The sequence below is a fragment of the Paenibacillus sp. FSL M8-0142 genome, assembly GCF_038597315.1.
Taxonomy (GTDB): Bacteria; Bacillota; Bacilli; order Paenibacillales; family Paenibacillaceae; genus Paenibacillus_AQ; species Paenibacillus_AQ lactis.
In genome coordinates this window covers 3,959,079-3,985,770 of sequence record NZ_CP152008.1, presented here as the reverse complement: position 1 = coordinate 3,985,770, position 26,692 = coordinate 3,959,079, and the positions used below count along the sequence as shown (strand labels likewise).

Genomic DNA, 26,692 nt, shown 5'->3' with positions numbered 1-26,692 from the left:
CTAACCCTCTTTCTCCAGTTGGTTTAATATGTATTATAGACGCGTCACCGCGTTTTGTCATCTGTAAATCATGAATAATACGCGCTGTGGCGCATATTTCGCCTTTTCTATTGAAAAGGATTCTGATACACTAAGATTTAACGTTTTCCGGGGAGGTTTATGAGTTGAACAAGCCTAGCTTACAGGAAGTACTGAAAGAACGAATATTAATCCTTGACGGTGCCATGGGTACGATGATCCAGCGAGAGGACCTCACGGCTGACGATTTCGGCGGCGCCGAACTGGAAGGATGCAATGAAACACTCGTCATTTACCGGCCGGATGTCATCCAGAACATTCATGAGCAGTATCTGGCTGCAGGTGCCGATTTGATCGAAACCAATACCTTTGGCGCAACGTCGGTTGTGCTGGCGGAATACGATATACCTCAGCTTGCCCGGGAAATCAACTTGGAGGCTGCACGGCTGGCTCGGGCCGCTGCCGATAAATATTCGACGCCCGAGCAGCCGCGTTATGTTGTCGGGGCAATGGGACCTACGACAAAGACGCTGTCCGTAACGGGAGGCGTAACCTTCGCGGAGCTGATCGCAAGCTATGAAGAGCAAGCGATTGCGTTAATCGAGGGCAAGGTGGATGCCCTTCTCCTGGAAACATCGCAGGATACGCTTAATGTGAAGGCAGGCAGCATTGGAATTCGCCAAGCTTTTGAGAAGACGGGCATTACGCTGCCGATCATGATTTCCGGAACGATTGAGCCGATGGGCACCACGCTCGCCGGACAGAATATAGAAGCTTTCTATATATCACTTGAGCACTTAAATCCGATCTCGATCGGTTTGAACTGCGCGACAGGACCGGAGTTCATGCGGGACCATATCCGTTCCCTGTCCGAAATGTCCCGCAGCGCCATCAGCTGCTACCCTAATGCCGGTTTACCGGATGAGAATGGCCAGTATCACGAATCCCCTGAGTCGCTGGCACAAAAAATGGCCGCATTTGCGGAAAAGGGATGGCTGAACATCGCCGGAGGCTGCTGCGGGACGACGCCGGAGCATATCAGCGCGCTGAAGGATGCCATGAGCCGGTTTAACCCGCGCCCGCTGACGGGGACGCATCTGCCGGCGTTGTCGGGCATTGAGCCGGTGTACATTGAGCAGGACAACCGTCCTTATATGGTGGGCGAGCGCACCAACGTGCTGGGCTCCCGCAAATTCAAGCGCTTGATCGTGGAAGGGAAATACGAAGAGGCTTCCGAAATAGCAAGGGCGCAGGTTAAGAATGGTGCGCATATTATCGATATTTGCGTGCAGGATCCCGACCGCGAGGAAGCGGAGGATATGGTTAAATTTTTGGAACTGGTCGCCAAGAAGGTCAAGGTTCCACTCATGATCGATACGACGGATCCGGCGGTTATTGATATCGCGCTGCAATATTCCCAGGGTAAAGCGATTATTAACTCCATTAACCTTGAAGATGGTGAAGAAAAATTCGAAAAGGTCATTCCGCTGGTCCATAAATACGGAGCTGCGGTCGTTGTTGGAACGATCGATGAGAAGGGTCAAGCGATTACCCGCGAGGACAAGCTGAAGGTTGCGAAGCGTTCGTATGACCTGCTCGTTCATAAATACGGCGTTTCGCCGGAGGATATTATTTTCGATACGCTGGTATTTCCGGTAGGAACAGGGGATGAGCAGTACATCGGATCCGCGAAGGAGACCATTGAAGGGATTCGGCTTATTAAAGAAGCGATGCCGAAGGTCCATACGATTCTTGGAATCAGCAACGTCTCTTTTGGCTTGCCGGAGGCTGGACGCGAGGTGCTGAACTCGGTATATTTATATGAATGCACCAAGGCAGGTCTTGACTACGCGATTGTCAATACCGAGAAGCTTGAGCGTTATGCGTCGATACCCGAGGAAGAGCGGAAGCTTGCGGAGGATCTGATTTATCGCACCAACGATGAGACGCTGGCGGCATTTGTTGCGGCTTTCCGGGATAAAAAGGTGGAGAAGAAAGAGAAAGTCTCCAATCTAAGCCTGGAGGAGCGCCTTGCTTCCTATGTTGTTGAAGGCTCCAAGGAAGGTTTGATTCCCGATCTCAATGAAGCGCTGAAGAAATACGGACCGCTGGACATTATCAACGGCCCGTTGATGGCTGGAATGACCGAGGTTGGCCGCCTGTTTAACAATAATGAGCTGATCGTAGCCGAGGTGCTCCAAAGCGCTGAAGTTATGAAAGCATCGGTCGCCCATCTCGAGCCTTTTATGGAAAAAAATGAGACGTCGGTTAAAGGGAAGATCATGCTGGCGACGGTGAAGGGCGATGTCCATGACATCGGCAAAAACCTGGTCGAGATCATCCTCTCCAACAATGGTTATGAAATTGTGAATTTGGGTATAAAAGTACCACCGGAGCAAATTATCGAGGCATATCGGCGCGAAAAGCCCGATGCGATCGGGTTGTCCGGACTGCTTGTAAAGTCCGCTCAACAAATGGTCCTAACCGCGCAGGATTTGAAAAACGCTGGCATCGACGTGCCGATCATGGTAGGCGGAGCGGCGTTGACGCGAAAATTCACGAAAACGCGTATTCGTCCCGAATATGACGGCATGGTGCTGTATGCAAAGGACGCGATGGAAGGTCTGGATCTGGCAAACAAGCTGAGCGACCCGCAGCAGCGGGCCGAAATGGCCAAGGATATCGAGGCCGAGATGGAGGCGGATGCCGCTGCCCCGCAGGCCGTTAAGGTTATGCCGAAGCTTTCCCAAGGGCTTCGTTCCAAAATATCAACCGAGGCGCCGGTGTATATCCCGCCGGATATGGAGCGCCATGTGCTCCGCAATTATCCGATATCGCATATTTTGCCGTATATCAACATGCAGATGCTGTTAGGACATCACCTTGGTTTAAAAGGGTCTGTTGAGCAGCTGCTGAAGGCGAATGATCCAAAGGCGGTCTCGCTGAAGGAAACGGTTGACGGAATCCTGAATGAAGCGATCCGATCGGGGATCATTCAAGCGCATGCCATGTACCGCTTCTTCCCGGCACAGGGGAGAGGCAACGACATCATCATCTATGATCCGTCGGATCATTCAAAGATTCTGCATACGTTCACGTTCCCGAGGCAGCAGGTCGAGCCTTATCTATGCCTGGCGGATTTCTTGAAGCCTGTGGACAGCGGCATTATGGACTACGTGGGCTTTCTGGTGGTCACGGCGGGTCATGGTGTCGGCAAGCTGTCCAGCCAATGGAAGGACAAGGGAGATTATCTGCGTTCCCATGCGCTTCAAGCCGTCGCGCTGGAGACAGCCGAGGGGCTTGCCGAGCGGGTCCATCATATGATGCGGGACACGTGGGGCTTCCCGGATCCGGCGGACATGACCATGAAGCAGCGTCTTGGTGCGCGATATCAGGGAATCCGGGTATCGTTTGGGTATCCGGCTTGTCCGGATCTGGAAGATCAAGAGCCGTTGTTCCGCTTAATGCAGCCTGAGGATATCGGCGTGGCGCTGACGGAAGGATTCATGATGGAGCCGGAAGCGTCCGTATCCGCAATGGTATTCAGTCATCCTGAGGCCCATTATTTTAATGTAGATAAAGCTTAACTTGACTATACCGGTGCATCCGGTTCGAAATCCTCCGACCGTTTCGGAGGATTTCTCCGGTTTGCGACCGAAAGGGAGTAGAGAGGGATGGAACTGTATTTTTTGGGAACCAATGCCGGCGTTCCTTCACTCCAGCGCAATGTTACGTCCATTGCCCTGCGTCTCCTTGAGGAACGCAGAAGCTTATGGCTGTTTGATTGCGGGGAAGGAACGCAGCATCAAATATTGAAATCCCCTCTCAAGCTGTCCAAGCTTGAAAAGGTATTCATTACACATATGCATGGGGATCATGTCTTTGGATTGCCCGGATTGCTTTCAAGCCGAGGAGCACAGGGGGTAACCGCACCCCTGACGATCTACGGTCCTCCGGGAATCAAATCGTTCATCGAAACGTCGCTCTCGATCAGCCAATCCCGTGTGCCGTATACAATGGAAATCATCGAGCACACCGGCGGAATTATTTTTGAAGACAAGTACTTCCGCGTGGAGGCCGCAGGGCTTGATCACCGAGCGGACAGCTATGGCTACCGGGTCGTGGAGAAGGATCTGCCCGGAAGCCTCGATCCCAAACGGCTGGAGGCCTATGGTTTGAAGCCGGGTCCGCAATACGGGAAGCTGAAACGAGGCGAAAGCGTAGAGCTAGGGGACGGAAGATGGATTCATCCCGCGGATGTGCTGCTTGCACCCAAGAAGGGCAGAGTTGTGACGATTCTCGGAGATACGCGTCCTTGCCCTGGAGTAGAGGTGCTCGCGAAAGATGCGGACATCCTTGTCCATGAGGCGACCTTTATGGAGGATTTGGCCGAGTTGGCTCATGAGTACTACCATAGTACGGCCAAGCAAGCGGCAGAAGCAGCGGTGCGGGCCGGCGTGAAGTCGCTGTTTTTAACGCATTTCAGCTCAAGGTATAAAGACGTGGAGCATTTGCAGCCGCTGCTGCAAGAAGCGAAGGATGTATTTGAGAATACACGGCTCGCCGAGGATTTCGGCCTGTACCCGGTGCAGCGCAGCACCTAAGCAGGCATTTCCCCAGGAAATGAAGCATTATTTTCCGGGAAAGCGCAGAATATGACAAAGCGATTGCAGAAACGATCAAGCACGGACAGCCTTCGATTTCTTTCGACCGCCCTAGAAGCGGAAGCGAAAAAAACGAAGGCTGGTTTCGTCAAACCCTTGTCGTCTATACATCGTCCATGAGGACGGAAAGGACTCGAACGGAGGATTCCTTGCAACAGGCTGTCCCCTTCTTTACAATGGTACTAGGCTGTTTCAGGATAGCGCGAAGGACAGGACGGAATCCTGCGGGTTCGGCCCAGCTATACATAATCTCATTAAGATTCGAAGAAGCTGACCTTATACGAAATGCCAACGCTTTACGATATGAATCATTCATCGGATGAAAGACAGGAATAAAGAAGGTGCATACATCAATGGAACAACCGAAAGGGATTCTGATTGATTTGGATGGAACCCTATATCATGGAAAGATGCGAATCGAAGGGGCGGATCGACTGATCCTCCGTTTGAAGGAAAGAGGCATTCCGTACTTGTTCGTAACGAATAACTCGTCTAAAACCCCGGAGCAGGTAGCAGCCCATCTTCGGGATATGGGCATACCCGCTTTACCGGAGGAGGTCTGTACCTCATCGCTAGCGGCTGCGAAGCATATTGCGGAGGAGACGCCGGGGGCGAGAGTTGCGATGCTGGGTGAGGAAGGGCTTCGGCAAGCACTGCTCGAGCAGGGGCTTCACATCGTTGAGGAATCGCCGCAGTATGTCGTTCAAGGGATCGATCGTTCGTTTGATTATAACGCGCTTGCCCGGGCCGTTCGCTGGATTCAGGAAGGTGCCGCGTCGGTATTGACCAACCCGGATTTGCTCCTTCCATCCGACGCCGGGCTGATGCCGGGAGCGGGATCGCTTGGAGCGGCCGTGGAAGCGGCGTCCGGTGTGAAGCCGCTGGTCATCGGCAAGCCTTCATCGATTCTGATGAAATTCGCCGCGGATCGTCTCGGGGTTCAGACCGAGGATATTTACGTGGTTGGAGATAATATACGCACGGATATTGCCGCAGGCGTCCACGCCGGATGCAAAACGGTACTTGTGTTAACAGGAATTACGACGGATCAAAATATGCAGTCTCATATCGACGCCGCCGGTGTTTCGCCGGAATATATTTGCCGGGATTTAGATGAAGCGGCCCGGCTGCTGTGTCCGTAGGTAACCTTATTGAATTAGCTGATGATGCTGATGGACGAAAGGGAAGATGAATCATGCCTGAACTGCCGGAAATGGAAAATTACCGAAGATTATTGACTCAGACGATCGTTAATATTCCGATCACGAATGTCGTCGTGAACCGGGAGAAATCGCTCAATGTAACGATGGAGCAATTTACGGAGGCCCTCATGGGAAGCAGGGTTATTTTTGTGGAACGAAGAGGCAAGCATCTCGTGTTTCACCTCAATAATGGTGGCCGTCTGCTGCTGCATCTCATGCTGGGCGGCATGCTGTATTTAGGACGGAAGGATGAGGAGCGCCCATCGCGTTCTACACAGGTTGAGATCACTTTTGGAGACCAGATATTGTATTTCATCGGACTCCGCCTCGGCTATTTGCATTTTCTGACGGCAAGAGAGACCGATGAGGCGCTGAAGCATCTCGGGCCGGAGCTGATGGATCGCCGGATGAACAAAGCTCGCTTTGTCGAGCTGATCGGCAAGCGCCGGGGTGCGCTGAAGAGCACCATGGTCAATCAGCAGGTGATGGCTGGAATCGGCAATTGCTATGCGGACGAAATCGCCTTTGATGCCCGGATTCATCCGCTCTCGAAAATCCAAGACCTGTCTGCAGAGGCGCTGGAGCAGCTGTATGACAGTACGGTTAAGGTGATGACGGAAGCGACGGACGGAGGGGGCTACATGGAAATGCCGTTTCAAGCCGGCGACGCCTTGACCGGATCTTACAATGACAGGTGCAAGGTATATGACCGTGAAGGAGAGCCCTGCGTCCGTTGCGGGACACCGATTATAAAAACGGAGCATACCGGGCGGAAGGTATTCTTCTGTCCGAATTGCCAGCATGAAACCTAAGCTGCGGATCGGAAGCCATGTCAGTACCCGGGGCGGGTTTCTGGCCGCCGCCCAGCATGCCCTTTCCCTGGGATCGCTGTCGTATCAGTATTTTCCGAAAAATCCGCGCAGCCTGCACTTAAAAGCACCTGATTTTACGAATGCCGCTGCATGCGCAAAATTTTGCCGCGAGCAAAATTTGGTCTCGATCGCCCATACGCCGTACCCGACGAACATGGCGACGGGGTTCACGCGCGGTGAAGAGCATTACAGGCTGACGGTGGATTCTCTCAAGAACGACCTGGTAATCGCAGAAGCCTGCGGATCCCTTGGCATCGTCGTTCATTTCGGGCACCTCAAGAGCGATAATCCGCTGGCAGGGTATCAGAATATTATCCAATGCTTGAACGACGTGCTGGCGGATTGGAAGGGACAGACCAAGCTCCTAATTGAGAATCAGGCAGGCGATCATGGTCCAATGGGCATAACGCTGGAGGAGTGCGTGAAGATTAGGCAGCTTGCGAAATACCCTGAAAAAATAGGCTTTTGTCTCGATACCTGCCACTTGTTCGCCGCAGGGGGCTGGGATCCATCCAATACGGAGGAGCTGCTTGCCAGAGGACGCTCGCTGCAGTATTGGGAGCATCTGATTGCAGTGCACCTTAATGATTCAAAATACGGTGCCGGCTCCAGGAAAGACCGCCATGCCCGGATCGGTCAAGGGAAGATCGGTGCGGACGCGCTGAAACAGCTTGCGCTGGCGCCTGAAATTGCCGGCAAGGCACTTGTTCTGGAAAGCGAAAAAGGACCGGACGGTACGCATCGGGAAGATATCGCCACGGTATTGTCCTGGTCTTAAATCAAGGGAGAGTAGGCAATGAAGATCCATCTATATTTGGATGACTGGCGCCCCCATCCGAAAGGATTTGCTTTGGCGCGAAACGGGGAAGAATGTCTGATGATGCTCCGCGAATGTGAAGTGGACGTGCTGTCTCTGGATTATGAGCTGGGACACGATCAGATGAACGGTGGTGACGTGGTGGCGGCCATGATCGCTGAGAAGCTGCGCGCAAAAGAAATATACCTCCATACATCGAGTCCATACGGCCGCCGCAAAATGTACGAAATGCTCTATGAGCATATGCCGGAGGATGTCCGTGTCCATAATGGACCGATGCCGGAAGCGCTGATCCGCGAGATCGCCGAGGGAACGAGATGAAGGCAGTGACGGAGCGGGAATTGCTGGATCGGCTGGAGTGGCTCGAGAGGCTTGCCGGCAGAAAGATGGAAGGCGAGCCGGTCGTAGTCTTTCTGCACACGCCATTCTGCGGTACGTGCGCGGCAGCCCGCAAAATGCTCCATATCGTGGAGCATATTCTCCCGGACGTGGAGATTTTGGAGGCCGATGTCAACTTCCTTCCTGCGGTTGTAAACCGGTATCAGATTCGAAGCGTGCCTGCCTTGATGACGGCCGGCAGCACGCCGAATAAGGAGCCAGAAGTGCTGTACCGGATGGGATCGGTCGAGGATATTTTGAACTTTGTCAGGAGGGTGAAGCCATGATCAAGATGCAGTATGTATCTCTGGTTCGCGGAGAACGCCAAATCCTGCATGATGTTTCGTTGACGGTGCGGCCGGGAGAGCATTGGGTTATTCTGGGGAGGAACGGCTCCGGAAAAACGACGCTCCTCGAGCTGATGACCGGCTATCAGTTTCCCAGCAGCGGTAGGATTGAGGTGCTCGGGAATGTGTATGGTCAATGCGACGTCCGGGAGGTCCGCAAGGAAATCGGCTATATCAGCCAATCGTTAATGGAGAAGCTGACGCTGCATGATCCGGTATGGGAGGTTGTGTCCACAGGCGCCTATGCGTTCTTGCGGTTTTATCAGGAAATCCCGGCAGATGTCCGCGGTAAGGCTTACGCTCTGCTAGAGGAGATGGGCTTTGGACACCTGGCCGAACAGCCGCTTGGCACCTTATCTCAAGGGGAACGGAAAAAGGTGATGCTGGCACGTGCCTTAATGCATGACCCGAAGCTTTTAATTTTGGATGAGCCTTGTGCCGGCCTGGATCTGTACGAGCGCGAGCTAATGCTGGAGGAGATTGGCCGATTAGGAAAACGGGACGTTGCCGTCATTTACGTAACCCATCATATTGAGGAGATTGTCCCGCTATTCACCCATGTAGCGCTAATTAAGGAAGGACGGCTTGAAGGAGCCGGCCTGAAGGAAGACGTATTGAACAGCGAACTTATTAAACAAACTTATGATATCGACGCCCGGCTGGAATGGGAAAGCGGTCGTCCCTGGATCAAAGTTATTTCTGGAGGTTAATCCGATTGGACGAATGGAATGTGAATGATGAGCGGGAGCAGCAACAGGATTTCCACAGCAAGCTGGTATGCACGGCGAATCACGGTTTCGCCCCCTATGCCCAAGAGGAGCTGCGCCGGATGTTCGGCAGCTTGAAAAGCTCCGTGTTAATACCCGGCGAAGTATTTCTCGTTACATTGGCAAGATCCGTAGAAGAGGCGGTGAGGATGATTCAATCCCAGCCTCCAATATTTCTGAGGCATCTGTTTCCAGTGAATGTTGAGCTGCCTGCCGGTCAAGCGGAAGAAGCGCTTAACGAGGCGGAGCAGTATTTGCTGAATCGTGATGAGATTGGCAGGAGCCGGGTTGCGATCCAGATCCGTAAGAGTGAAAATAGCTCATGGACGGATAGTCCGGGGGCGTTACGCGATATGCTGCAAAGCCGATTGTCAGCGCTTGAGCTTGAATTTACCGTACAGGAGCCGGAGTGGATCATCTCAATCTTTGCCGATGAAGAAACCTGGTATTTGGGCGTATCGAAACCCGAGGACAATTTGTCCGACTGGAACGGAGGTGCTGTTCGCTTCCAACGCGAGGAGGGTCAGATCTCCAGAGCAAAGTTTAAGCTTCTCGAAGCCGAAAAGCAGTTCGGGATTCCTTTCCGCAGCTTCCGCCGAGCATTGGATATCGGTGCAGCCCCCGGCGGTTGGACCTCGTTTTTACTGGAGCAAGGCTTGGAGGTGACGGCTGTGGATCCGGCGCGCATGCACCCTTCCTTAGAGGGGAACCGGATGCTTCGGGTCATTCATAAAAATGCGGCGGACGTATCCTTTAAGGAGCAGGAGTTCGATCTGCTGGTCTGCGATATGAGCTGGAGTCCGAAGCAAATGGCCAGATTGGTGACAGGCCTGCTGTACAGTCTTCAGACTGGAGGGACGGCCGTCATTACCGTCAAGCTCCTGACCAAGAAGCCAATGGCGCTCATTAAGGAGATTATCGCGGTATTTGAGGAAGCCCGGATGCAGATTCAGGGTGCGAAGCAGCTGTTCCACAACCGGGATGAGATCACGCTCTATATGATTAAGTATTAAAAAAGTCTTTACAAATGAGATCAACCTGGTCTATAATGATTCCAAAATTAACCAAACAACCAAAGGGAAAGCATCCCGTTTCGTATCAATTATCGATACGACGGCGTGCCTTCCCTTTTTTTGTTGCCTATGCAGGGCGAAGGAGTGGACGAAGAATGACGCATGCTTCGAAATTGGTGCACGGCGAAGTGCTGGGCGGACGCTATGCGATTGATCGCGTTATCGGCCAAGGAGGCATGAGCTGTGTATATTTGGCGGAAGATTTGAAGCTCCCAGGAAAACGATGGGCGGTGAAGGAAAGCCAGTCCGAGCCGGCCATGCAGCGCACGGTCGAGGAGGAAGCTCGGCTGCTGGTCAAGCTCAACCATCCCCGCCTGCCGCGGATCGTCGATTTTTTTCGTACTGAAGACACCGGTTGCACCTATTTGGTGATGGATTATATTGACGGTGTAACCTTGGAGAAGTATTTCCGGGAGCGGCGGGCGGATGTCCCGCCCGAGTTTATCATGTCCCTTGCGGATCAGCTGCTGGAAGTCTTGGCTTATTTGCACAGCCATGAGCCGCAGGTCATATTCAGGGACTTAAAGCCATCGAACATTATGTTGACGAGAATGCTGGAGGTCCGATTGATTGACTTCGGGATCGCCCGTAGCTATAAGTCGGCCGGAAGCGAGGATACCGTTAAGCTCGGCACGGTCGGGTTTGCGGCACCGGAGCAGTATGGGGGGAGGCAAAGTGATGCGAGATCAGACTTATACGGTCTAGGCGCATTGCTGCTGTACCTTGCGACTGCAGGCCGATTCAGCGAATGGATCACCGGCGTGGAGCGGCATATTCGGGGAGACTTGCCGAGAGAAATGGTGCCGGTGATCCGAAAGCTGCTGCAGTATGCGCCCGAGCAGCGGTACCAGTCAACAGAAGAGGTTCGCAAAGCATTATTCCGCCAGCGAACGTTTGCGGCCGTTCAGGAGCCCAGCCCGGGGTCTGCAGCCGGAACGCTGGTTGCGGCGGTTCTAGGCGCGTCGCCGGGAGTTGGCACGACGCATACCTGCATCGCACTTGGACATTTCCTGGCAACGAAATACGGTAAAGTCGCAGTCGTAGAGATGAGTGTTAAAGCCAATGCCTTCAGCCGCATTCAGGACATTGCCGAAGGGGGGCAGGGAGGGACTAGCCGAACGTTTGAGCTGAACGGCATAGATTTCTGGCGACAAACCTCCAGGGGCGAAGTGATCCGAGTGCTCGGAGGGTGCTATGAGGCGGTCGTGCTGGACTTGGGAGCCTACCGAGATAGCGAGCGGCTGGAGGAATTTCTTCGCGCGGATTTGCCGATCGTAATCGGCTCGGGGGCGGAGTGGAGGCAGCATGACTTAGTGACCTTGGCCCGGATGCTGTCCAGACATCCTCAGCCGCATCGGATCTACGCGCTGCCGCTTGCAGGTGCGGATTCCGTTCAGCGGGTGAAGCGTGCGCTCGAAACGGAGAAGGTGGTCGGGCTTCCGCTACAGCTGGACCCTTTCGAAATGCTGGAGGATAGCGAGCGTACATACGCCGGAATTTGCCGGGATTTTATACCAACAACCGGGCGGAAACGCAAATTTCTCTTCCGCAAGAAATGACCGGATTATCGAGAAGGAGATGAAGCAATGCCGATAATTAGACGGCGCAGCCGTAAGCTGATCGTAGCCGGACTGGCGGGAGCGGCTGTAATGGGGGCGGTAGGTGGCGGCACCACGATGTATTTTATACAAGACCTGAAGGAGAAGCAGAGTATGGAGCGCTCCAAATACGAGCAGCGGATCACCGAGCTCGAACAGTCCCAGCTGCTGCATTTGAACACGATGAAGACGGCTTGGGTTCCATTGAAGGATATCCCGCCCGGACATCGGATCGAAGCGAAGGACCTAAAGGAGGTTCGCCTTCCAGCCGACGCTGCACCAGCGAATTTAGCGTCGCTTAAGGATGAGGTCGAAGGCAAGGGAGCCAAGATCGGCCTGCTGAAAGGAACACCCATTACCCGATCGATGCTGTTCGAAGAAGCGCCGACGCCGGACGATCTCAGACACCGCGAGATGAAAGCCGTGTACCTGCCGAGCAATTTAATCAAAGGGGACGTTGTTGATATCAGGGTCCAATTCCCGACGGGCCAGGATTACATTGTTTTATCCAAGAAGAAAATTGATAAGCTGCAGACTCCTGCCTTCTGGACGACCTTGAGCGAGCAAGAGATTCTACTTCTATCGAGCGCGCTGGTGGATGCATACCTGCACCAGGCCACCATCTATGCGCTGACTTATGTCGAGCCTGAGCTGCAGGCGAAGGCAATTCCGACCTATCCACCGAATGAGGAGGTGGCGAAGCTGATCGCAAGCGACCCGAATATCGTCCAGAGGGCCGAGAAGCAGCTGGAGACAGCGGTGCGGAGATTACTAGAGGAGGATTTACGCGAAAGGAATACGGAACAGCAGGTTCAAATGAGCGAGATTCATGTTGTACCGGCTTTGGCCGGAACGGCGAGGAGTCCTGATTCCTGGAGCCCAGCAAGCAGCGGCGGGCAGACCACTAGCGACAGGAGCACTGGATCTTTTCCAGCCGGCGGGAGCGAGGAGGTGAATGAGCCTCGTGTCGAGAGGGACGTTGAGGCCGAGCAAATATTGGGAGGCTATGGATTGGAGACTTCCGCAACGACAGCGGCTGAAGGCACCCAAGATGATGAGCTGATATTTTCCGCTCCGTAATCTGGTGGAGTGAACGAGTAAATATGAAGGGGGCAGCATGCGTGAAAAAGTGGATATTTACGGGGATATGCGACAAAAGCGACCTGCTATTGTATATGTGCAAAATACTAGCCCATGGCGACAAAAGGGTTCTGCTTGTGGATGCCGCGCTGGATGCAAAGTATAGGTACTGTATCGGATACCAGCACCCGCAGCTTCCTGTTACGGAGTTCGCCGGGTTCGACGTGGCCGGAGGGTTCGCTACACTTTCCAGTCTTGAGCAACATTTGCTCAATGAGGACGAAAAGGACTACGACTACATCCTTATGGATGTGGAGAGAGCCGATTTTCTACATCCTGGCGATTGGCTGGACGCCGATGCTTGTATCTGGGTTAGCGGATTCGATCTGACGGGTCTGAAGAGAAGCGCGTCTCTGCTGGAGGAATTAAGTGGACAGTGGTCGGATCAAGTCTCCCCCTCGTTTCACCGTGTGTATTTGAATGTGATCGAGGATATGACGGATGAAGCCTATATTGAAGGCTATCTGAATCCGGGCAGGATGGCCTGGCTGGGCCAGCCGGTAAAAATGCCGTGGGACGAGCTGTTCTTTGGCTTGAAAATTCAAAACGAGCATGCGGGGAGATTGGTTCTGAAGCCTCTGTCCAGGCATTACAAGCGCTCCTTGATCGAGCTGATTCTTCAACTGTCCGAATGGGATCGCAGGCATGTTCGACGAGCCATGAGGCATGCGGAGAGGAGACGCGCATGAGTCTAGTTGCTGTTTGGAGTCCGTTGAATGGCGGTACCGGGAGCACAATGCTGGCCGCCGCGCTGCCAATCGTGCTAGCAATGGAATATCAGACGCGAGTCCTGCTGACCCATGGCGGACATGCCGGCGAACGGGTCGAGTTGGCATTTTCCGATCGTAAGGAAATGATGGACAATGCGCTTTCGTTCCACGATAACGGCATGGATGCTCTGGAGCGTCTTAGCACAAGCGGCAGACTGAATCCGGAAAATGTTCGTAATTATTCGGTTCCGCTTATCGCCGGGCGTCTGGATCTGCTGGGTGGGTCCCGGGTATTGAGGACAGACTTAAGTGCGAATGAGCAGGGGGCTACCTTGATGTCGAGGGTTCTGGAGGCATCCCGGCATAGCCATGATGTTACGGTAGCCGACGCAGGCAATGGTGCTCCAGGCGCTGCCGACCGGGCAATCTTAAATGCCGCCGACCTTGTTGTCATCGGTATGAATCAGAACCTGCATCTATTGGAGACGGTTCTTTCCAAGGGAGGATTGCCGGATGAAGTTAAGGAGAAGCCTTGCTTCTACAGCATCGGCCGATATGACCGGGAATGCAGTGCAACCTTGCAGAATATCAAGCGGCGTTTTGGCCTGAAAGGATATGCGGCTGGGGTGCCTTACTGCTCCGGAATGACGGATGCGTGGAATACGAGAAACGTATTAATGTACATGCAGCGCAGCCGCGGAGGATACGGACGAAAAAGATGGAATTCACTGTACTTGGCCATGCAGGGATTGGCACAAGGGATTGCGGAGGAGTGCGGACTCCCAGCCGTTCCGGCGAAAGCGAGGGCTATGCATGCTCTTGGGTAGCGCGATGAATATGGTGTGGATCATCGTTATCCTCCTATTTTTGCTGCTGCTGGTCTATTTGCGGTATCTGGAGAGAAAAGGGGCTCCTTCAGCGGTAGTCCATGACACCGATCCATACTCTATACCGGCGATGACAGCATTCGTGAAAGAAACGCTCCATCAGCTGACCCACAGTCAATTATCCGACCTGGGCTTGCATGAGGAGGAATACCGCCGGAGGTTGAATAAGCGAAGCGAGCTGCGGCGGGCGCTTAAGGGATGCGTAACCGGGGACGTTCTGGATAAAGCCTACGTGAAGGATTTCATGAAGGAGCTGCTCGTGAACAATCTGGGCGTGAACGAAACCAATATCGATCAGGCAATCCCTTTTGAGCACCCAGCCATGCTAACTCCGCAGGACCAGTTTGAGATTATCCTGTATTTGTATAAACAGAATCATGGGCAGGACGCTTTGTCCATGCTGCTCGAGACCTATGATCTTGCACGCCCGCGTGTATTGCCTGGCTATGGCAACGACAGTGTCTATGCCGTCACAGCCGATGATATTGCCTATATCTATGAATCGGAGCAGCGCCCGCTTCGGTTTCAGGAGAAGCTGGACATTGTGGTGCAGCGTATTTATCAGGAGTATAAGGGCTTTTCCGTCATCGATGAACTCCGGGACCAGCGCATAGACGGGGTCAGCGGAGGGGTCAGCGGCGTACTCGAAGACAGCCGTATGGAAACATTTCCTTACGGGCACGATGGGTTCGGATGGTGGAGGGGGAACTTGGAACAGGAACAGCAGGCCACCGGCTGTGAAAGCGTGTGGGTGTTCTACCGCGGGATTTCCTTGCATTTATCCTTCCTGTCTTTCGGGAGCATGTTGGAGCTGAAACGGGTCTGCCAAAATATTTATAAATATAACCATCCCGGCCAATTATCGGAGGCAAGCGGGTATAAGGTGAACGAAATGAAGGACGGATCGAGGGTTGTGGTGGTTAGACCTCCTTTTGCAGAATCGTGGGCTTTTTTTGTCCGTAAATTCGATCTGCCCAAAGCCTCGCTGGATCAGCTGATAACAGGAGACGGGTCGGAGCTCGCGGTCGGACTGCTTCAATATTTAATGAAGGGAAGCCGGATCACAGCGATTACAGGTGCGCAAGGCTCCGGCAAAACGACCCTTCTAATGGCAATGGTTGGGCATATCTATGCTACCTACACCCTTCGGGTTCAAGAGATGGCATTTGAGCTTCATTTGCGCAAAATTTACAGCAGACGGAACATTCTCAGCTTTAGGGAAACGGAGCATATAACCGGGCAAGCAGGTCTTGATCTCCAGAAAAAAACGGACGGAACGGTCAATATCCTGGGGGAAGTCGCCAGTGATGAGGTTGCGGCATGGATGATCCAGATGTCGCAGGTAGCCAGCCTATTCACCGTATTTACCCATCATGCCAAGACTTTCAAAGACCTGGTTCAATCTCTTCGCAACTCGCTATTGAAGAGCGGGGTGTTTAGGCAGGAACGAATTGCTGAGGAACAAGTTGCCGGTGTCATAAACTTTGATATTCATCTTAAGCGCGATGCTTTCGGCAATCGATATATCGAACGGATTACGGAGTGCATTCCTCTGGATCGGGGGATTCATCGTAGCGGTCGCCTCACCGCTTCCCTCAATATCGAGCAGGAAACGATGGAAGGTCAGCCGGAACCTGAGCTTCAGCTTGATGATGCGGGGGCTTGTTATATATCGCGCAACGTGATCGAGTATCGAAACGGCGCTTACGTACCGGCTGCGCGCTTGACGGATCGCAGCATTCGCGAAATGACCGAGCAGATGCAGCCGGAGGATGCAAGCCGGTTCAGAGCGTTCCTTGCGGCAGGTTGGGGGGAGTCAGTTGGCACTTAAACCTATTTTGATGATTGTGTTCTTGCTGTCGCTGGCCTGCTTCGCAATTGCTTTGGGGATATCGGCTTGGATCAGCCGCAGCAGGCGGCGATCGCAGATTGGCCCTTCCAATACAAGCAAGGGCGAAGGCAAAACGCTGCGCGAGTTGTATCGGCAGTGGGCACAGCTTGCCTATCAATACGGGATAAAATTGCCGTTCATCAAATCTTACATCAAGCGCATCCGGCAGCGGATCGTCCTTATTCATCCATATGATGAAATTGCGCTTCGCTACGAGACCATGAAGCTGACCTTGGCCATTACAGGAACGATCGGTTTGACGGCGCTGCTGCTTATATGGAGCCGTCCTGATTGGAGCTTTATCGTCATTGTCTTGATGGCTGCGGTCGTTATCAGCAATATGCTGGTTGAAATGTTTATCCTAAGGCTTGAACGGAAACTGTTAGGACAGGCCGTCGAATTGTTTTCTGTCGTCCGCCATCATTACCAGCAGCACGGCATGGTAGAAGAGGCACTGTACGAAGCGGCTGAGAGCGCCGGGCATGAAATCTCCCTGCATGCCAACCGGATCTACAATGCTCTAGTATCGCAAGATCCTGACGACGCGCTTGAGCGTTATTATGAAATTGCTCCGAACCGGTATCTGAAAGCATTTGCCGGGATCTCTCATCTTGTGATGGAGTTCGGAGATCAGGCACGAAAACAAGGCTCGATCTATTTGCAGGGATTGAGCGGATTGTCCAAGGAAATTCAGCTCGATATCTTGAGAAGGGATAAGCTCGACTACCTGATGAAGGGATTGCATGTTATTACCCTGGCACCGGTTTTTTTTACCAAGCCGATTGAACGTTGGGCGAGAAGCAGCTTCCCCTCCATGGATGAATTTTATATGAGCAAGCTCGGCTTTGTGACGAAGATATCCATTTACGTCATTATCGTAATTTCCTATATCCTGCTCCAGAAGCTTCAGCAGCACCGGGAGACGGACTATCGTGCCGGATTGGAACACCCTTCCTGGGAGGAGCGGTTATATCGAGTTCCTATTGTCAGAGCCCTTGTCCGCATGGCGGCCCCGGGAATCGGGACAAGCATCTTTCACCGCCAGCTGCGCTTATTGAAGGAAAGCAATGCGCGAATCAAATTCGAATGGCTGTATGTGAGGAGATTGATGCTGTTCTTTATGGTTTTCATCCTATCGTTGAGCTTGGCCATTGGTCTGCATGTGCAAGCAAGGCATCACTTGCTCTATACCCCGGTCCCTCCCCATCCATCTTTGTTTGGTCAGATGAACGAAGTGGAGCGCGTTCAAGCAGAGAAGACAGCAGAACAGGATCGGAACGTGATGAGAAGGATAGGCATGTCTCCTGATGCGACCCCTGAACAAGTACGGCATGGGATCAGCCAATCCGGACATACGGGATTATCCGCAGAGCAGATGGATGCTGCGGTGAAGCGCATATTGTCCAAGATTAGCCGATATGAAGGCGAGTATCTAAGATGGTGGGAGCTGCTGTTCTCACTGTGCTTGGGCTGGCTCGCCTATTGCTCGCCGCTGTGGCTGCTGTATTTTCACCGCAAAGTGCGCAATATGGAGATGCGGCATGAAGTATATCAATTCCAGACGGTTATTTCGATCCTTCGCGGAATGGAGCGTATCTCGGTTGAAGGAATCCTCGAATGGATCAACCGTTTTGCTGTCATATTTAAGGTTCGATCCAGAAATGCCTGCTTCATTATGAGCATGGTGCCCAGATGGCGCTGGAGGAGTTGAAGGAGGACGTATGGTTTCCCGAATTTCAACGATTGGTGGACAAGCTTCTGCTCGCCATGGACAAAGTGCCGATCAAAGACGTGTTTGATGATCTTGAGGGGGAGATGATCTTCAGCTTTGAGCAGCGCAAGCAGCAATATGAGGCCATGATCGACACCAAGGCTGCATGGGCAAGGATGATCGGTTTTACCCCGATGTATGCTCTGATCTTTATGTATCTCGTCATTCCATTAATCGGGATGAGCTTCACCCAGATGGAAGTTTATTATGAACAGATTCAACGGCTTTGAACGAGGGATGGAACGGAGCTCGCAAATGGCTGTCTCAACAAAAGTATAAAAATATGTAAAGAAATGAGGAGAATCAAATGAATAACGCTTCGTCTGCTTTAAAAGTCGCTGCCGGAATTTTTCTGACCATTGCCTTGATCACGATCGTAGTCATCCTGTTTATTTCTGCACAAGAAGCCACCAAAACGGCGCAAAACAACTTCTCGGACATTCAGACCGAGCTGTCGCAAGCCGCATTCACCGTATATGACGGCACGACGATTAGCGGCTCGCAAGTGACAAACGCGCTGCGCAAGTATAAGGATAAAGATCAATTCGGCATATTTATCGCTACTGGCAAGAATAGAGCGGGACAATGGTACGGGAATGTGCTGGATAACAGCGGGATGATTCTGAATCCGGATTCGAGGCAGGGCAATATCAGCTTGACCATGAACGAGAAGAGCGCGGAGTATGTAAATCCAAGCGGGAAGTTTCAGGCGAGTATCGTAAAGGATGATTCCAACGTGATCCGGGGGATCAAATTTATTCAGTAGATTGGGATAGAGGGTGATAGGATTGCGCGAGCAAACGATCCGCGGGATAGAGCTCGCAGCCGGGCTGGCTCTTTTTTTGAGCGCCTGCTTGTATGCCATGACCATGCTGTCCGTACTTGACTCCGGATTGACGGCGGCAGCCGCGATGACGGAGGAGCAAAATGCCGGGGTATCTTCGTTTTCAGCCGTATCTCAATCAATTGAACCATATTTTACGGGCAGTGAGGTGCTGTTTACGCTTCGCGAAGTACAGTCAGGGCAGCTTGAAGCGGTTATAGACGGGTTGCGATTCGCTCCAGGGACCGAGCTCGAATCGATGGATCTCTCGGTTATCGATTTGGATGGCCGTTATGCGGCGGACTACCACCGGGAAAGCAACGGGGCGGTGGACTTAATTCGGTTTGTTAAAGTGAGGTAGGGCGAAGTGTCGAACTCGGTATCGAAATGGTTTGCAGCTTTTCTCGCACTGCTGCTTTTGTACATCGTCCCTGCAGGGGAGCTGGCCAGAAGGCAGGATGACCTATCTCGGATCGTCGTTTACCAGGCGGTGACCAAATTTGTGGATAGTGTCCGTACGAAAGGGTATATCACGCCGACCATGTATCAGGATTTTCTACAGGAGCTTGCAGCGACAGGCAATGAATATGACGTCCAGATGGAGCATCGCCATAAGAAATACCAGCCGGAGTATGCGGATCCCGCCGACCCGGACACATTTCTTAACCGGTATGTCGTTGTATATGATGCTTACTATCAGGAAGACCTCGCAGCCTATCTGTTTCCGCAGACGGATATGCCAAGGGATGACGAACGGCGGGTGTATCGTCTGACAGCCGGGGACTTGTTTCAAGTCCGGGTGCAGAGCCTAAACAGAACGCCGGGGATGCTGATCATGGATGCGTTAACCGGGACGGATTCGAGTGGAAAAGCAGCTATCGTTTTTCCTTACGGAGGGCTTGTGCTGAATGAAGATTACTGACCTGGCGATCGTGTTCACAGCCATATTCTTTCCGCTTCTTCTCATCCTTGGCTTCCGTTACGAAAGCCTGGAGGATATCCGCTATGTTGAAATGAAATATACCGCCGCACTGCGATCCGCTGTGCAGGACGGCAGTACAAATTTAAACAGGAACGAAACCCAGTCTTTCGAAGCAGCCTATGATTCGAAGAAATTCATGCGGGCAGATAAAGATCAGGCACTGAAGGCGTTTGCCCAAACATTGTACATGAATATGGGCATAGAAGACGGCGATTCGGCGTCACAGGCTGCTCTATGGTGGTATATCCCCGCTCTCGTCGTATTGGACTATGACGGGTATTTCATCTACGCCTTACAGAGCTATACCAATGCAGCCGGTGAAGAGGAGATGCGCCACCAATGGACTCCGAAGCTGCCGTATGCATGGTCGGATGGCGAGGGCAATAGCGTGCAGTTCACTTTGGATTCGTTTGTTCGCGTCTATGAATCAAGCTCTTCCCGCTGGTACGCCGGGTGGCGGCATGAATTGGCCGGTCAATCAGGCGTGTCCCTGCTCCAGAATGAGGAGACGTTTGAACATATTCGGCGAATCACGATCGTGAACGCCGTTCAGGATCGGCTGGCGTATTACATACAGCGTCATAATGAATCGGCTCTGCGCAACGGCATGACCTACATCTTTACGCTACCCGTCATCTCGCAGGAGGAGTGGGTGAATACGATCGATGATGTCGGCATGCTGGCCTTTGTTCAGGGAATTCCGCTGGGGGATCGCTATTATAACAACTATGCAATTGGCGGGGGAAGACTGGTTAAGTCCCCGGTATATTTCGGTGGTGTTGACGAGCGGGGGCTGAAATATTATTTCCGGGATGACTGTTCGTTTCCTTTCCAGGTAGAAGAGACGTTTTCCCATCCGAAAGAGGCGGCCGCAGCAGGTTATCGAGAGCGGAGCTGCCGTAATCCGGGGGTTCTGGCCCCCTGAAAGTTGTAGTTTCAGGGGAGAGGCTTGGTGTGATACAATAAATTCTTGACTGTGTACTTTTCGCTAACTACCAAGAAAGAATTTCATATTATACAGACAGGAGTTACTATAGCCATGAGTTTATTGACTGTAGAGAACGTATCGCATAACTTCGGGGACAGGACTCTTTTCAAAAATGTGTCCTTCCGCTTGCTGGCTGGAGAGCATGTCGGTCTTGTCGGAGCCAACGGGGTTGGCAAATCGACATTGATGAATATTTTAACCGGACAGCTGTTAAAGGACAGCGGCAAGGTAGAGTGGACGCCAAAGGTGCGCTACGGCTATCTGGACCAGCATACGAAGCTTACGCCGGGCAAGACCGTGCGTGATGTTCTTAAGGATGCGTTTCTTCCTCTGCTAGAGCTGGAGAAGGAAATGATGGAAATTACGAACAAGATGGCTGATGCCTCTCCCGAGGAGCTTGAACTGCTGCTTGAGCAAATGGGCGAGATTCAGGAGCAGCTGGATATGGGGGATTTTTATCTGCTGGACGTGAAGGTAGAAGAGATGGCCAATGGACTGGGCCTGTCTGCCATTGGACTCGACCGCGACGTCGCGACGCTGAGCGGCGGACAGCGGACGAAGGTGCTGCTCGCGAAGCTATTGCTGGAGAAGCCGAATGTGCTTCTGTTAGACGAGCCGACGAACTATTTGGATGTGGAGCATATTGAGTGGCTGACGCAATATTTAAAGCAGTATCCCTATGCTTTCATCCTGATTTCACACGATACGGAATTTATGAATCAAGTCGTGGATGTCATCTATCATTTGGAATTTGCTAAATTGACCCGTTATACCGCCAACTATGAGAAATTTCTCGAGATGGCGGATATTAACAAGAACCAGCATATCGATGCGTACGAGAAGCAGCAGGAGTTTATTAAGAAGCAAGAGGATTTCATACAACGGAACAAAGCCCGGTATTCCACTTCAGGGCGGGCCAAAAGCCGGGAGAAGCAGCTTGAGCGTCTTGAGCGGATTGACCGGCCGGAGGAAGCGGCCAAACCGGTCTTCAATTTCAAAGAAGCTCGTGCCAGCGGCAAAACCGTATTCGAAGGAATCGAGTTTGAGATTGGCTATGACCGCCCACTGCTGCCAAAAATGAGCATGACCATTGAGCGCGGAGAGAAAATTGCGATCGTGGGCTGCAACGGCGTCGGTAAATCGACCCTGCTGAAAACGATTTTGGGCAAGCTTGAGCCTTTCAGCGGCAAAACGTATCAAGGGGATTTCCTGTATCCGGCATATTTCGAGCAGGAGGTGCGCCCAGGCAACTTGACGCCGATCGATGACGTTTGGAACGAGTTCCCGCATTTGAACCAGCACGAGGTACGAGCCCATCTTGCGCGCTGCGGCCTGAAGAATGAGCATATTACCCGTCCGTTAAAGGCGCTCAGCGGCGGCGAGCAGGCCAAGGTGCGTTTGTGCAAGCTGCTGATGCGTGAAAGCAATTGGATATTGTTTGACGAACCGACAAACCACCTGGACGTAGCTGCAAAGGATGAGCTGAAGCGGGCTTTGAAGGAGTATAAGGGAACGATCCTGCTCGTCTCCCACGAGCCGGACTTTTACGAGGATTGGGTCACGAAAATCTGGAACGTCGAGGACTGGTCCAACCAGCAGGCTTAATCACCGCGTTCTTACATGAAACATTCAGGAGCGTAAAATTGCCGATCTTGAGAGGGAAATTCGCAATGGGTGTTTCGCTTGAAGGAAGGACCAGTAGATTAACAATCCATGATTTCAACATAGAAGTAGGCGGTGCTAAGGATCTCGATGTCCCTGCACCGCTTTTTCTTGTTCTCATTATTAATGAGCAAGTGTTTGATCCGATGAAATCGCTGAGATTAATGTGTGATGGATCATGTCGTACCTTCACGCAGTTTGTGATATGCTAAAGTCAATTTAACGAAGAACGGAGGGATCGTGCATGGAAGAGTTGGATCCATGTTGGGGGCTGTCATCATTATGGGGGTTCCGCATTACTAGCCCCTGCCAGACCGTGCGGATATCCCCGCCGAAAGGGGAATGACCTTGGAATCGAATAAGAATGGAAATGATGGAGAGAACGTCCTCCTTTCCGAGGAGAAGTCGGTGGTCCTTCGCGGCGGCGTGGTCTACCGGCCGGCGGGTCCGTGGACACCCAGTATACATGCCTTGCTAAGGCATTTGCGGGCGGCGGGCTTCGAATCGCTGCCGACTGTCATTGGTGCCGGCACCAATGAGGAAGGACAAGAAATGGTAAGCTATATTGAAGGAGAATTCATCCATCCCGGACCTTGGAGCGATGATGCGATCGTGGAGGTAGGCCGAATGGTTCGAAGGCTCCATGATGCTTCGGCTTCATGGAGCCCGGGTCCGCATGCGTTGTGGAAGCCCTGGTTTCTAAGGAGACTCGGGGGATCCAACCTGGTCTACAGCCATGGGGATATTGCACCGTGGAACATGGTAACGAAGGATGGTCTGCCTGCCGCCTTGATCGATTGGGAATACGCGGGGCCGGTCGATCCGCTGGTTGAGCTTGCCCGCGTGTGCTGGCTGTTTCCGCAGCTGCATGACGATGACGTCGCTATGATGAACGGACTGCCTTCACCGGAAGCGCGTGCAAGACAGGTTCGGCTGCTCGTGGACGCTTACGGTCTGGAGCCTGGCGGTAGAGCGGCTTTGCTTGATTTGATCGTTGCCGTCGTCGTCACGGAAACGGCAGAGGAAGCGATTGAAATGAAGGTCACGCCCGATAGTCTGGGGCCTCTTTGGGGGCTGGCTTGGAGAGCGAGAAGCGCAGCCTGGATATTGCGTCATCGCCGTTTGATCGAGCAAGCGTTCGAGTAAGGCGGATAAGCTCGGAACAGTCGAATGGAATCTACGGTTTAGGGATGCTTGAGAAATTGCAGGAGGGGTCTACTTGAACGGTGCGGATGAGAACAACGGAACAGTTCAGAGCAGCAAGGATATAGAGGTGGAGGGCGAAAAAGACAAGGAATATCCGGGTTCGGATCACAGCCAGCGGTATTCAAGGCAGGAACGGTTTGCTCCTTTCGGCAGAGAGGGGCAGAAGCAGCTCCTAGCCAGCCATGTTCTGGTCGTTGGAGCAGGAGCCCTTGGCAGCGCCGTGTCGGAAACGCTCGTTCGTGCGGGTGTGGGACGCGTTACGATCGCCGATCGCGATTATGTGGAGTGGAGCAATCTGCAGCGTCAGCAGCTGTTTACCGAGCAGGATGCCGAGGAACGCCTGCCTAAAGCTATTGCGGCACAAAGGCGCCTTTCCCGGATCAACTCCGGTGTCGAGGTGATCGGGAAGGTAACCGACGTTCGGGCTCAGGAATTAGCGGAGCTTTCCCAAGGTGTTCATGTGATCATGGATGCTACCGATAACTTTGAGACACGGCTGATCATAAACGACATCGCTTATAAACGCGGAATCCCATGGATCTATGGCGGCTGTGTGGGAAGCTCCGGCATGAGCTTTACGTTTTTGCCGGAGGAGACGCCTTGCTTGAACTGCCTGCTCGGTACGATTCCAATGGGCGGCGATACATGCGACGTTCATGGCATTCTTCCACAAGCGGTCCAGATGGTTGCTGCACATCAGACGATGGAGGCGATGAAGCTGCTGGCCGGGCAGCGTCACGTCCTCCGAAAGAAGATGCTTTCTTTTGACGTGTGGCGCAACGAGCGCGTGGAATTCGGTGTGGAGCGGGCAAGGAGAACGGACTGTCCCACTTGCGGCGAGCATCCGGTATATCCGTATTTGTCGGCAGCCAATGTTGAAAAAAGCGAAGTGTTGTGCGGGAGAGATACCGTTCAAATCCGGCCGGCCAGACCGAAGCGGCTTGCCCTTCGACAGCTGGCGGAGCGGCTGAACAGTCTTCGGGAAGGCAAAGCGACAGCGACTCCTTTTATGGTCATGTATCAGGTTAAAGGGCATCGTCTTGTCATTTTCGAAGACGGACGAACGTTAGTTCACGGCACGTCCGATATGGCCGCAGCACGAACGCTGTACAATAAATACGTCGGAGGCTAAGGGGCGCAAGAGCCGAGTATACTGTTAATCTGTGAGAGGATTGCTGCAATTGTCTCTTAGGCCTTCGATTGATAGGGAAGTGGAGTGTTCAAGGTCGTTGGACCTTTGGGCACTCCTTTTCCGTTTTGGGTGAAATTAAGCCGCCTCAACGCCATAGAGTAAAGAGCCTGGCAGCATCGCCATTCATGAGTGAAAACGGCGGAAATCAGACATACTTACTGTATGAAGCAGGGAACGAGTGGGAGGAGGAATTGTGGAAATATTGATCCTTATTGCGGCAGATCCATCGGATCGCTCCCGGGCGGTGTCCGGAATGCTTGAAGAGGCGGGATACCAGATCGCATTCGCTCATCATTATTCCGAAGTGGTCTCTGCCATCGAGCGCATGGACCCGGACATTCTGCTAATCGACAGCAAGCTGCCGGGGATGAGCCGGTTTAATCTGGTGGAACGGTTGACGGGGAATGGGAAGGCCGTTCCGATTATGGTGTTAGGGAATGACGGACCGGAAGAGGCGGTGCAAGCACTGGAGGCCGGCGCCCATGATTACATCCCGCAAGAATGGGATCCAAAAGAGATGCTCGCGCGCATCGCGAATTTGCTCCGCATCTTCCAGCCGGTTCAACGCGAAAATAACGAGGCAATCCAGATCGGCGATCTTGCAATCGACCCGTTAAAAAGGAGCGTTGTCCGGGGAGAGGAGCCCGTCGAGCTGACGCAGCGCGAATTCGACCTGCTGCTTTTTTTGGCTAAGCGGGCGGGACAGGTCTGTACACGTGAAGATATTTTGCGGTATGTTTGGGACTATGATTTCCATACCGGAACGAATGTGGTAGATGTATATATTCTCCATTTAAGAGAAAAGGTCGACAAAGGAAGGAAATTAAAACTGCTGCGAACGATTCGGGGCGCAGGCTATAAGCTGATGGCTCAGGATGAGATTGAAGAGACCGCAAAAAACCGCCTTCCTTGATTAGGAAGACGGTCGGTCGCTTGCTATTCAGCTATATTAAAGTACGCGGCGTGCTTTCAGGTAAGTCTTCTTCCAGTTGCCCGAGTTCAGGTTAGAAATCGTAACGCCCGGCTTGCCATAGGTGTGCAGGATTTTACCATTGCCCATGTATACGGCCACATGCGTTACGTTTCTGCCGTTAGCGCGGCTTCCGCTGGAGAAGAATACCAAATCGCCGGCTTTCAGGTTGGACTTGGAAACAGCTTTACCTACTTTGGACTGTGCAGCAGATGTCCGCGGCAGATTTACGCCATACTTCTTAAAGATATGCTTCATGAAAGAAGAGCAGTCAAACACTCTTGTTGTGGATGTGGATGCGCCGAATTTGTAAGGTGTTCCCATATATTGTTTGCCGTAGTTGACGACATGACTTCCCTTGCTGACGGATGCGGCTTCTACAGGAGCCGGTGGAGCAACGGTAAGCACCGCCCCTACGCCCAAAGTTGCGCTCAAGCTAACGACTACAGCTTTCTTAATCCAATTCTGTCGATTCATGTTGTATAGTACCTCCATGCGTTTTTGTTTTTTGCGATGAACCGAGTATAGCAGATTTGAAACCGACTAAAATGTGGATAATCGGCGCAATCGCTTGGTGCGCATGGAATGAAAGCGAATTATTAAAAAACGATTAAAAGTTACAAAAAATTAAGAAATAGCAGTTGGGCCAAGCTGAAAAATTAAGAAAAACCCTTGCGGGGCAAGGGTTTTATCGATTGTTACGAATGGGTTAAATCCACCGAATAAAGATGACA

General features: G+C 52.5%; 25 protein-coding genes. 24 read left to right on the top strand and 1 reads right to left on the bottom strand.

All coding sequences use genetic code 11. The features are described 5' to 3' along the window. The first annotated feature begins 164 nt into the window (after positions 1–164). From metH to NSQ46_RS18235, 24 genes are all read left to right on the top strand, one after another. Entirely contained in the window at positions 165–3,605 is a 3,441-nt protein-coding gene (gene metH, locus NSQ46_RS18350; protein WP_007129974.1) for a methionine synthase, read from the top strand. Between the two features lie 87 nt (positions 3,606–3,692). After that, the gene (gene rnz / locus NSQ46_RS18345; RefSeq protein WP_007129975.1) at positions 3,693–4,622 is read left to right on the top strand and encodes a ribonuclease Z; all 930 of its coding nucleotides are present in this window, start codon (positions 3,693–3,695) and stop codon (positions 4,620–4,622) included. Positions 4,623–5,035: 413 nt separating this feature from the next. Beyond that, positions 5,036–5,824 carry a TIGR01457 family HAD-type hydrolase gene (locus NSQ46_RS18340; protein WP_007129976.1) on the top strand — a complete coding sequence of 263 codons (789 nt, stop codon included), beginning with the start codon at positions 5,036–5,038 and terminating at the stop codon, positions 5,822–5,824. Between the two features lie 53 nt (positions 5,825–5,877). Then, positions 5,878–6,696, top strand: coding sequence for a DNA-formamidopyrimidine glycosylase (gene mutM / locus NSQ46_RS18335; RefSeq protein WP_007129977.1), 819 nt, complete (start codon positions 5,878–5,880; stop codon positions 6,694–6,696). After that, a complete protein-coding gene (locus NSQ46_RS18330; RefSeq protein ID WP_007129978.1) occupies positions 6,686–7,534 on the top strand; it encodes a deoxyribonuclease IV in 849 nt (282 codons plus the stop codon). The genes mutM and NSQ46_RS18330 overlap by 11 nt, the downstream gene beginning before the upstream one ends. A gap of 18 nt (positions 7,535–7,552) precedes the next feature. Continuing rightward, positions 7,553–7,894, top strand: a complete 342-nt coding sequence (locus tag NSQ46_RS18325) for a cyclic-phosphate processing receiver domain-containing protein (protein WP_007129979.1) — start codon at positions 7,553–7,555, stop codon at positions 7,892–7,894. Beyond that, positions 7,891–8,238: a thioredoxin family protein gene (locus NSQ46_RS18320; protein WP_007129980.1), complete on the top strand. Its 348-nt coding sequence runs from the start codon at positions 7,891–7,893 to the stop codon at positions 8,236–8,238. Before NSQ46_RS18325 ends, NSQ46_RS18320 begins: the two co-directional genes overlap by 4 nt. Then, positions 8,235–9,008: an ATP-binding cassette domain-containing protein gene (locus tag NSQ46_RS18315; RefSeq protein ID WP_007129981.1), complete on the top strand. Its 774-nt coding sequence runs from the start codon at positions 8,235–8,237 to the stop codon at positions 9,006–9,008. The genes NSQ46_RS18320 and NSQ46_RS18315 overlap by 4 nt, the downstream gene beginning before the upstream one ends. A gap of 5 nt (positions 9,009–9,013) precedes the next feature. Further along, entirely contained in the window at positions 9,014–10,078 is a 1,065-nt protein-coding gene (locus NSQ46_RS18310; protein ID WP_007129982.1) for an SAM-dependent methyltransferase, read from the top strand. A gap of 155 nt (positions 10,079–10,233) precedes the next feature. Further along, positions 10,234–11,697 (top strand): serine/threonine-protein kinase, encoded by a 1,464-nt coding sequence (locus NSQ46_RS18305; RefSeq protein ID WP_007129983.1) that lies wholly within the window; start codon positions 10,234–10,236, stop codon positions 11,695–11,697. A 27-nt stretch (positions 11,698–11,724) separates the two neighbouring features. Next, positions 11,725–12,816, top strand: coding sequence for an SAF domain-containing protein (locus NSQ46_RS18300; protein WP_007129984.1), 1,092 nt, complete (start codon positions 11,725–11,727; stop codon positions 12,814–12,816). Positions 12,817–12,857: 41 nt separating this feature from the next. Then, positions 12,858–13,565: a hypothetical protein gene (locus NSQ46_RS18295; protein ID WP_007129985.1), complete on the top strand. Its 708-nt coding sequence runs from the start codon at positions 12,858–12,860 to the stop codon at positions 13,563–13,565. Further along, positions 13,562–14,413 (top strand): hypothetical protein, encoded by an 852-nt coding sequence (locus NSQ46_RS18290; RefSeq protein WP_007129986.1) that lies wholly within the window; start codon positions 13,562–13,564, stop codon positions 14,411–14,413. Before NSQ46_RS18295 ends, NSQ46_RS18290 begins: the two co-directional genes overlap by 4 nt. Continuing rightward, positions 14,400–16,304, top strand: coding sequence for an ATPase, T2SS/T4P/T4SS family (locus NSQ46_RS18285; protein WP_342574276.1), 1,905 nt, complete (start codon positions 14,400–14,402; stop codon positions 16,302–16,304). The genes NSQ46_RS18290 and NSQ46_RS18285 overlap by 14 nt, the downstream gene beginning before the upstream one ends. After that, complete coding sequence (locus NSQ46_RS18280) at positions 16,294–18,075, top strand: hypothetical protein (protein ID WP_342574274.1); 1,782 nt, start codon at positions 16,294–16,296, stop codon at positions 18,073–18,075. Before NSQ46_RS18285 ends, NSQ46_RS18280 begins: the two co-directional genes overlap by 11 nt. After that, entirely contained in the window at positions 18,057–18,365 is a 309-nt protein-coding gene (locus NSQ46_RS18275) for a hypothetical protein (RefSeq protein WP_342574273.1), read from the top strand. The genes NSQ46_RS18280 and NSQ46_RS18275 overlap by 19 nt, the downstream gene beginning before the upstream one ends. A 77-nt stretch (positions 18,366–18,442) precedes the next feature. Next, positions 18,443–18,901 (top strand): hypothetical protein, encoded by a 459-nt coding sequence (locus tag NSQ46_RS18270; protein ID WP_007129989.1) that lies wholly within the window; start codon positions 18,443–18,445, stop codon positions 18,899–18,901. Positions 18,902–18,923: 22 nt separating this feature from the next. Beyond that, positions 18,924–19,319, top strand: coding sequence for a hypothetical protein (locus tag NSQ46_RS18265; RefSeq protein WP_007129990.1), 396 nt, complete (start codon positions 18,924–18,926; stop codon positions 19,317–19,319). A 6-nt stretch (positions 19,320–19,325) separates the two neighbouring features. After that, a complete protein-coding gene (locus NSQ46_RS18260; RefSeq protein WP_007129991.1) occupies positions 19,326–19,880 on the top strand; it encodes a hypothetical protein in 555 nt (184 codons plus the stop codon). Then, positions 19,867–20,865, top strand: coding sequence for a hypothetical protein (locus NSQ46_RS18255; RefSeq protein ID WP_251536780.1), 999 nt, complete (start codon positions 19,867–19,869; stop codon positions 20,863–20,865). Before NSQ46_RS18260 ends, NSQ46_RS18255 begins: the two co-directional genes overlap by 14 nt. A 114-nt stretch (positions 20,866–20,979) precedes the next feature. Then, positions 20,980–22,533 carry an ABC-F family ATP-binding cassette domain-containing protein gene (locus NSQ46_RS18250; protein ID WP_007129993.1) on the top strand — a complete coding sequence of 518 codons (1,554 nt, stop codon included), beginning with the start codon at positions 20,980–20,982 and terminating at the stop codon, positions 22,531–22,533. 405 nt (positions 22,534–22,938) lie between these two features. Continuing rightward, positions 22,939–23,736, top strand: coding sequence for an aminoglycoside phosphotransferase family protein (locus tag NSQ46_RS18245; protein ID WP_244152697.1), 798 nt, complete (start codon positions 22,939–22,941; stop codon positions 23,734–23,736). 127 nt (positions 23,737–23,863) lie between these two features. Further along, positions 23,864–24,928 carry a ThiF family adenylyltransferase gene (locus NSQ46_RS18240; RefSeq protein ID WP_341342625.1) on the top strand — a complete coding sequence of 355 codons (1,065 nt, stop codon included), beginning with the start codon at positions 23,864–23,866 and terminating at the stop codon, positions 24,926–24,928. 253 nt (positions 24,929–25,181) lie between these two features. Continuing rightward, positions 25,182–25,901: a response regulator transcription factor gene (locus tag NSQ46_RS18235; RefSeq protein ID WP_007129998.1), complete on the top strand. Its 720-nt coding sequence runs from the start codon at positions 25,182–25,184 to the stop codon at positions 25,899–25,901. Positions 25,902–25,937: 36 nt separating this feature from the next. On the opposite strand, the gene NSQ46_RS18230 is transcribed toward NSQ46_RS18235, so the two are convergent. Then, positions 25,938–26,435 carry a C40 family peptidase gene (locus tag NSQ46_RS18230; RefSeq protein WP_341033765.1) on the bottom strand — a complete coding sequence of 166 codons (498 nt, stop codon included), beginning with the start codon at positions 26,433–26,435 and terminating at the stop codon, positions 25,938–25,940. Positions 26,436–26,692: the final 257 nt, after the last annotated feature.

What these genes read in the sequence shown, in the direction of transcription:
- rnz (WP_007129975.1), top strand. Translation starts at nt 3,693, where the DNA reads ATGGAACTGTATTTTTTGGGAACCAATGCCGGCGTTCCTTCACTCCAG.
- NSQ46_RS18340 (WP_007129976.1), top strand. Translation starts at nt 5,036, where the DNA reads ATGGAACAACCGAAAGGGATTCTGATTGATTTGGATGGAACCCTATAT.
- mutM (WP_007129977.1), top strand. Translation starts at nt 5,878, where the DNA reads ATGCCTGAACTGCCGGAAATGGAAAATTACCGAAGATTATTGACTCAG.
- NSQ46_RS18330 (WP_007129978.1), top strand. Translation starts at nt 6,686, where the DNA reads ATGAAACCTAAGCTGCGGATCGGAAGCCATGTCAGTACCCGGGGCGGG.
- NSQ46_RS18325 (WP_007129979.1), top strand. Translation starts at nt 7,553, where the DNA reads ATGAAGATCCATCTATATTTGGATGACTGGCGCCCCCATCCGAAAGGA.
- NSQ46_RS18320 (WP_007129980.1), top strand. Translation starts at nt 7,891, where the DNA reads ATGAAGGCAGTGACGGAGCGGGAATTGCTGGATCGGCTGGAGTGGCTC.
- NSQ46_RS18315 (WP_007129981.1), top strand. Translation starts at nt 8,235, where the DNA reads ATGATCAAGATGCAGTATGTATCTCTGGTTCGCGGAGAACGCCAAATC.
- NSQ46_RS18305 (WP_007129983.1), top strand. Translation starts at nt 10,234, where the DNA reads ATGACGCATGCTTCGAAATTGGTGCACGGCGAAGTGCTGGGCGGACGC.
- NSQ46_RS18300 (WP_007129984.1), top strand. Translation starts at nt 11,725, where the DNA reads ATGCCGATAATTAGACGGCGCAGCCGTAAGCTGATCGTAGCCGGACTG.
- NSQ46_RS18290 (WP_007129986.1), top strand. Translation starts at nt 13,562, where the DNA reads ATGAGTCTAGTTGCTGTTTGGAGTCCGTTGAATGGCGGTACCGGGAGC.
- NSQ46_RS18285 (WP_342574276.1), top strand. Translation starts at nt 14,400, where the DNA reads ATGCTCTTGGGTAGCGCGATGAATATGGTGTGGATCATCGTTATCCTC.
- NSQ46_RS18275 (WP_342574273.1), top strand. Translation starts at nt 18,057, where the DNA reads ATGGCGCTGGAGGAGTTGAAGGAGGACGTATGGTTTCCCGAATTTCAA.
- NSQ46_RS18270 (WP_007129989.1), top strand. Translation starts at nt 18,443, where the DNA reads ATGAATAACGCTTCGTCTGCTTTAAAAGTCGCTGCCGGAATTTTTCTG.
- NSQ46_RS18255 (WP_251536780.1), top strand. Translation starts at nt 19,867, where the DNA reads ATGAAGATTACTGACCTGGCGATCGTGTTCACAGCCATATTCTTTCCG.
- NSQ46_RS18250 (WP_007129993.1), top strand. Translation starts at nt 20,980, where the DNA reads ATGAGTTTATTGACTGTAGAGAACGTATCGCATAACTTCGGGGACAGG.
- NSQ46_RS18230 (WP_341033765.1), bottom strand. Translation starts at nt 26,435, where the DNA reads ATGAATCGACAGAATTGGATTAAGAAAGCTGTAGTCGTTAGCTTGAGC.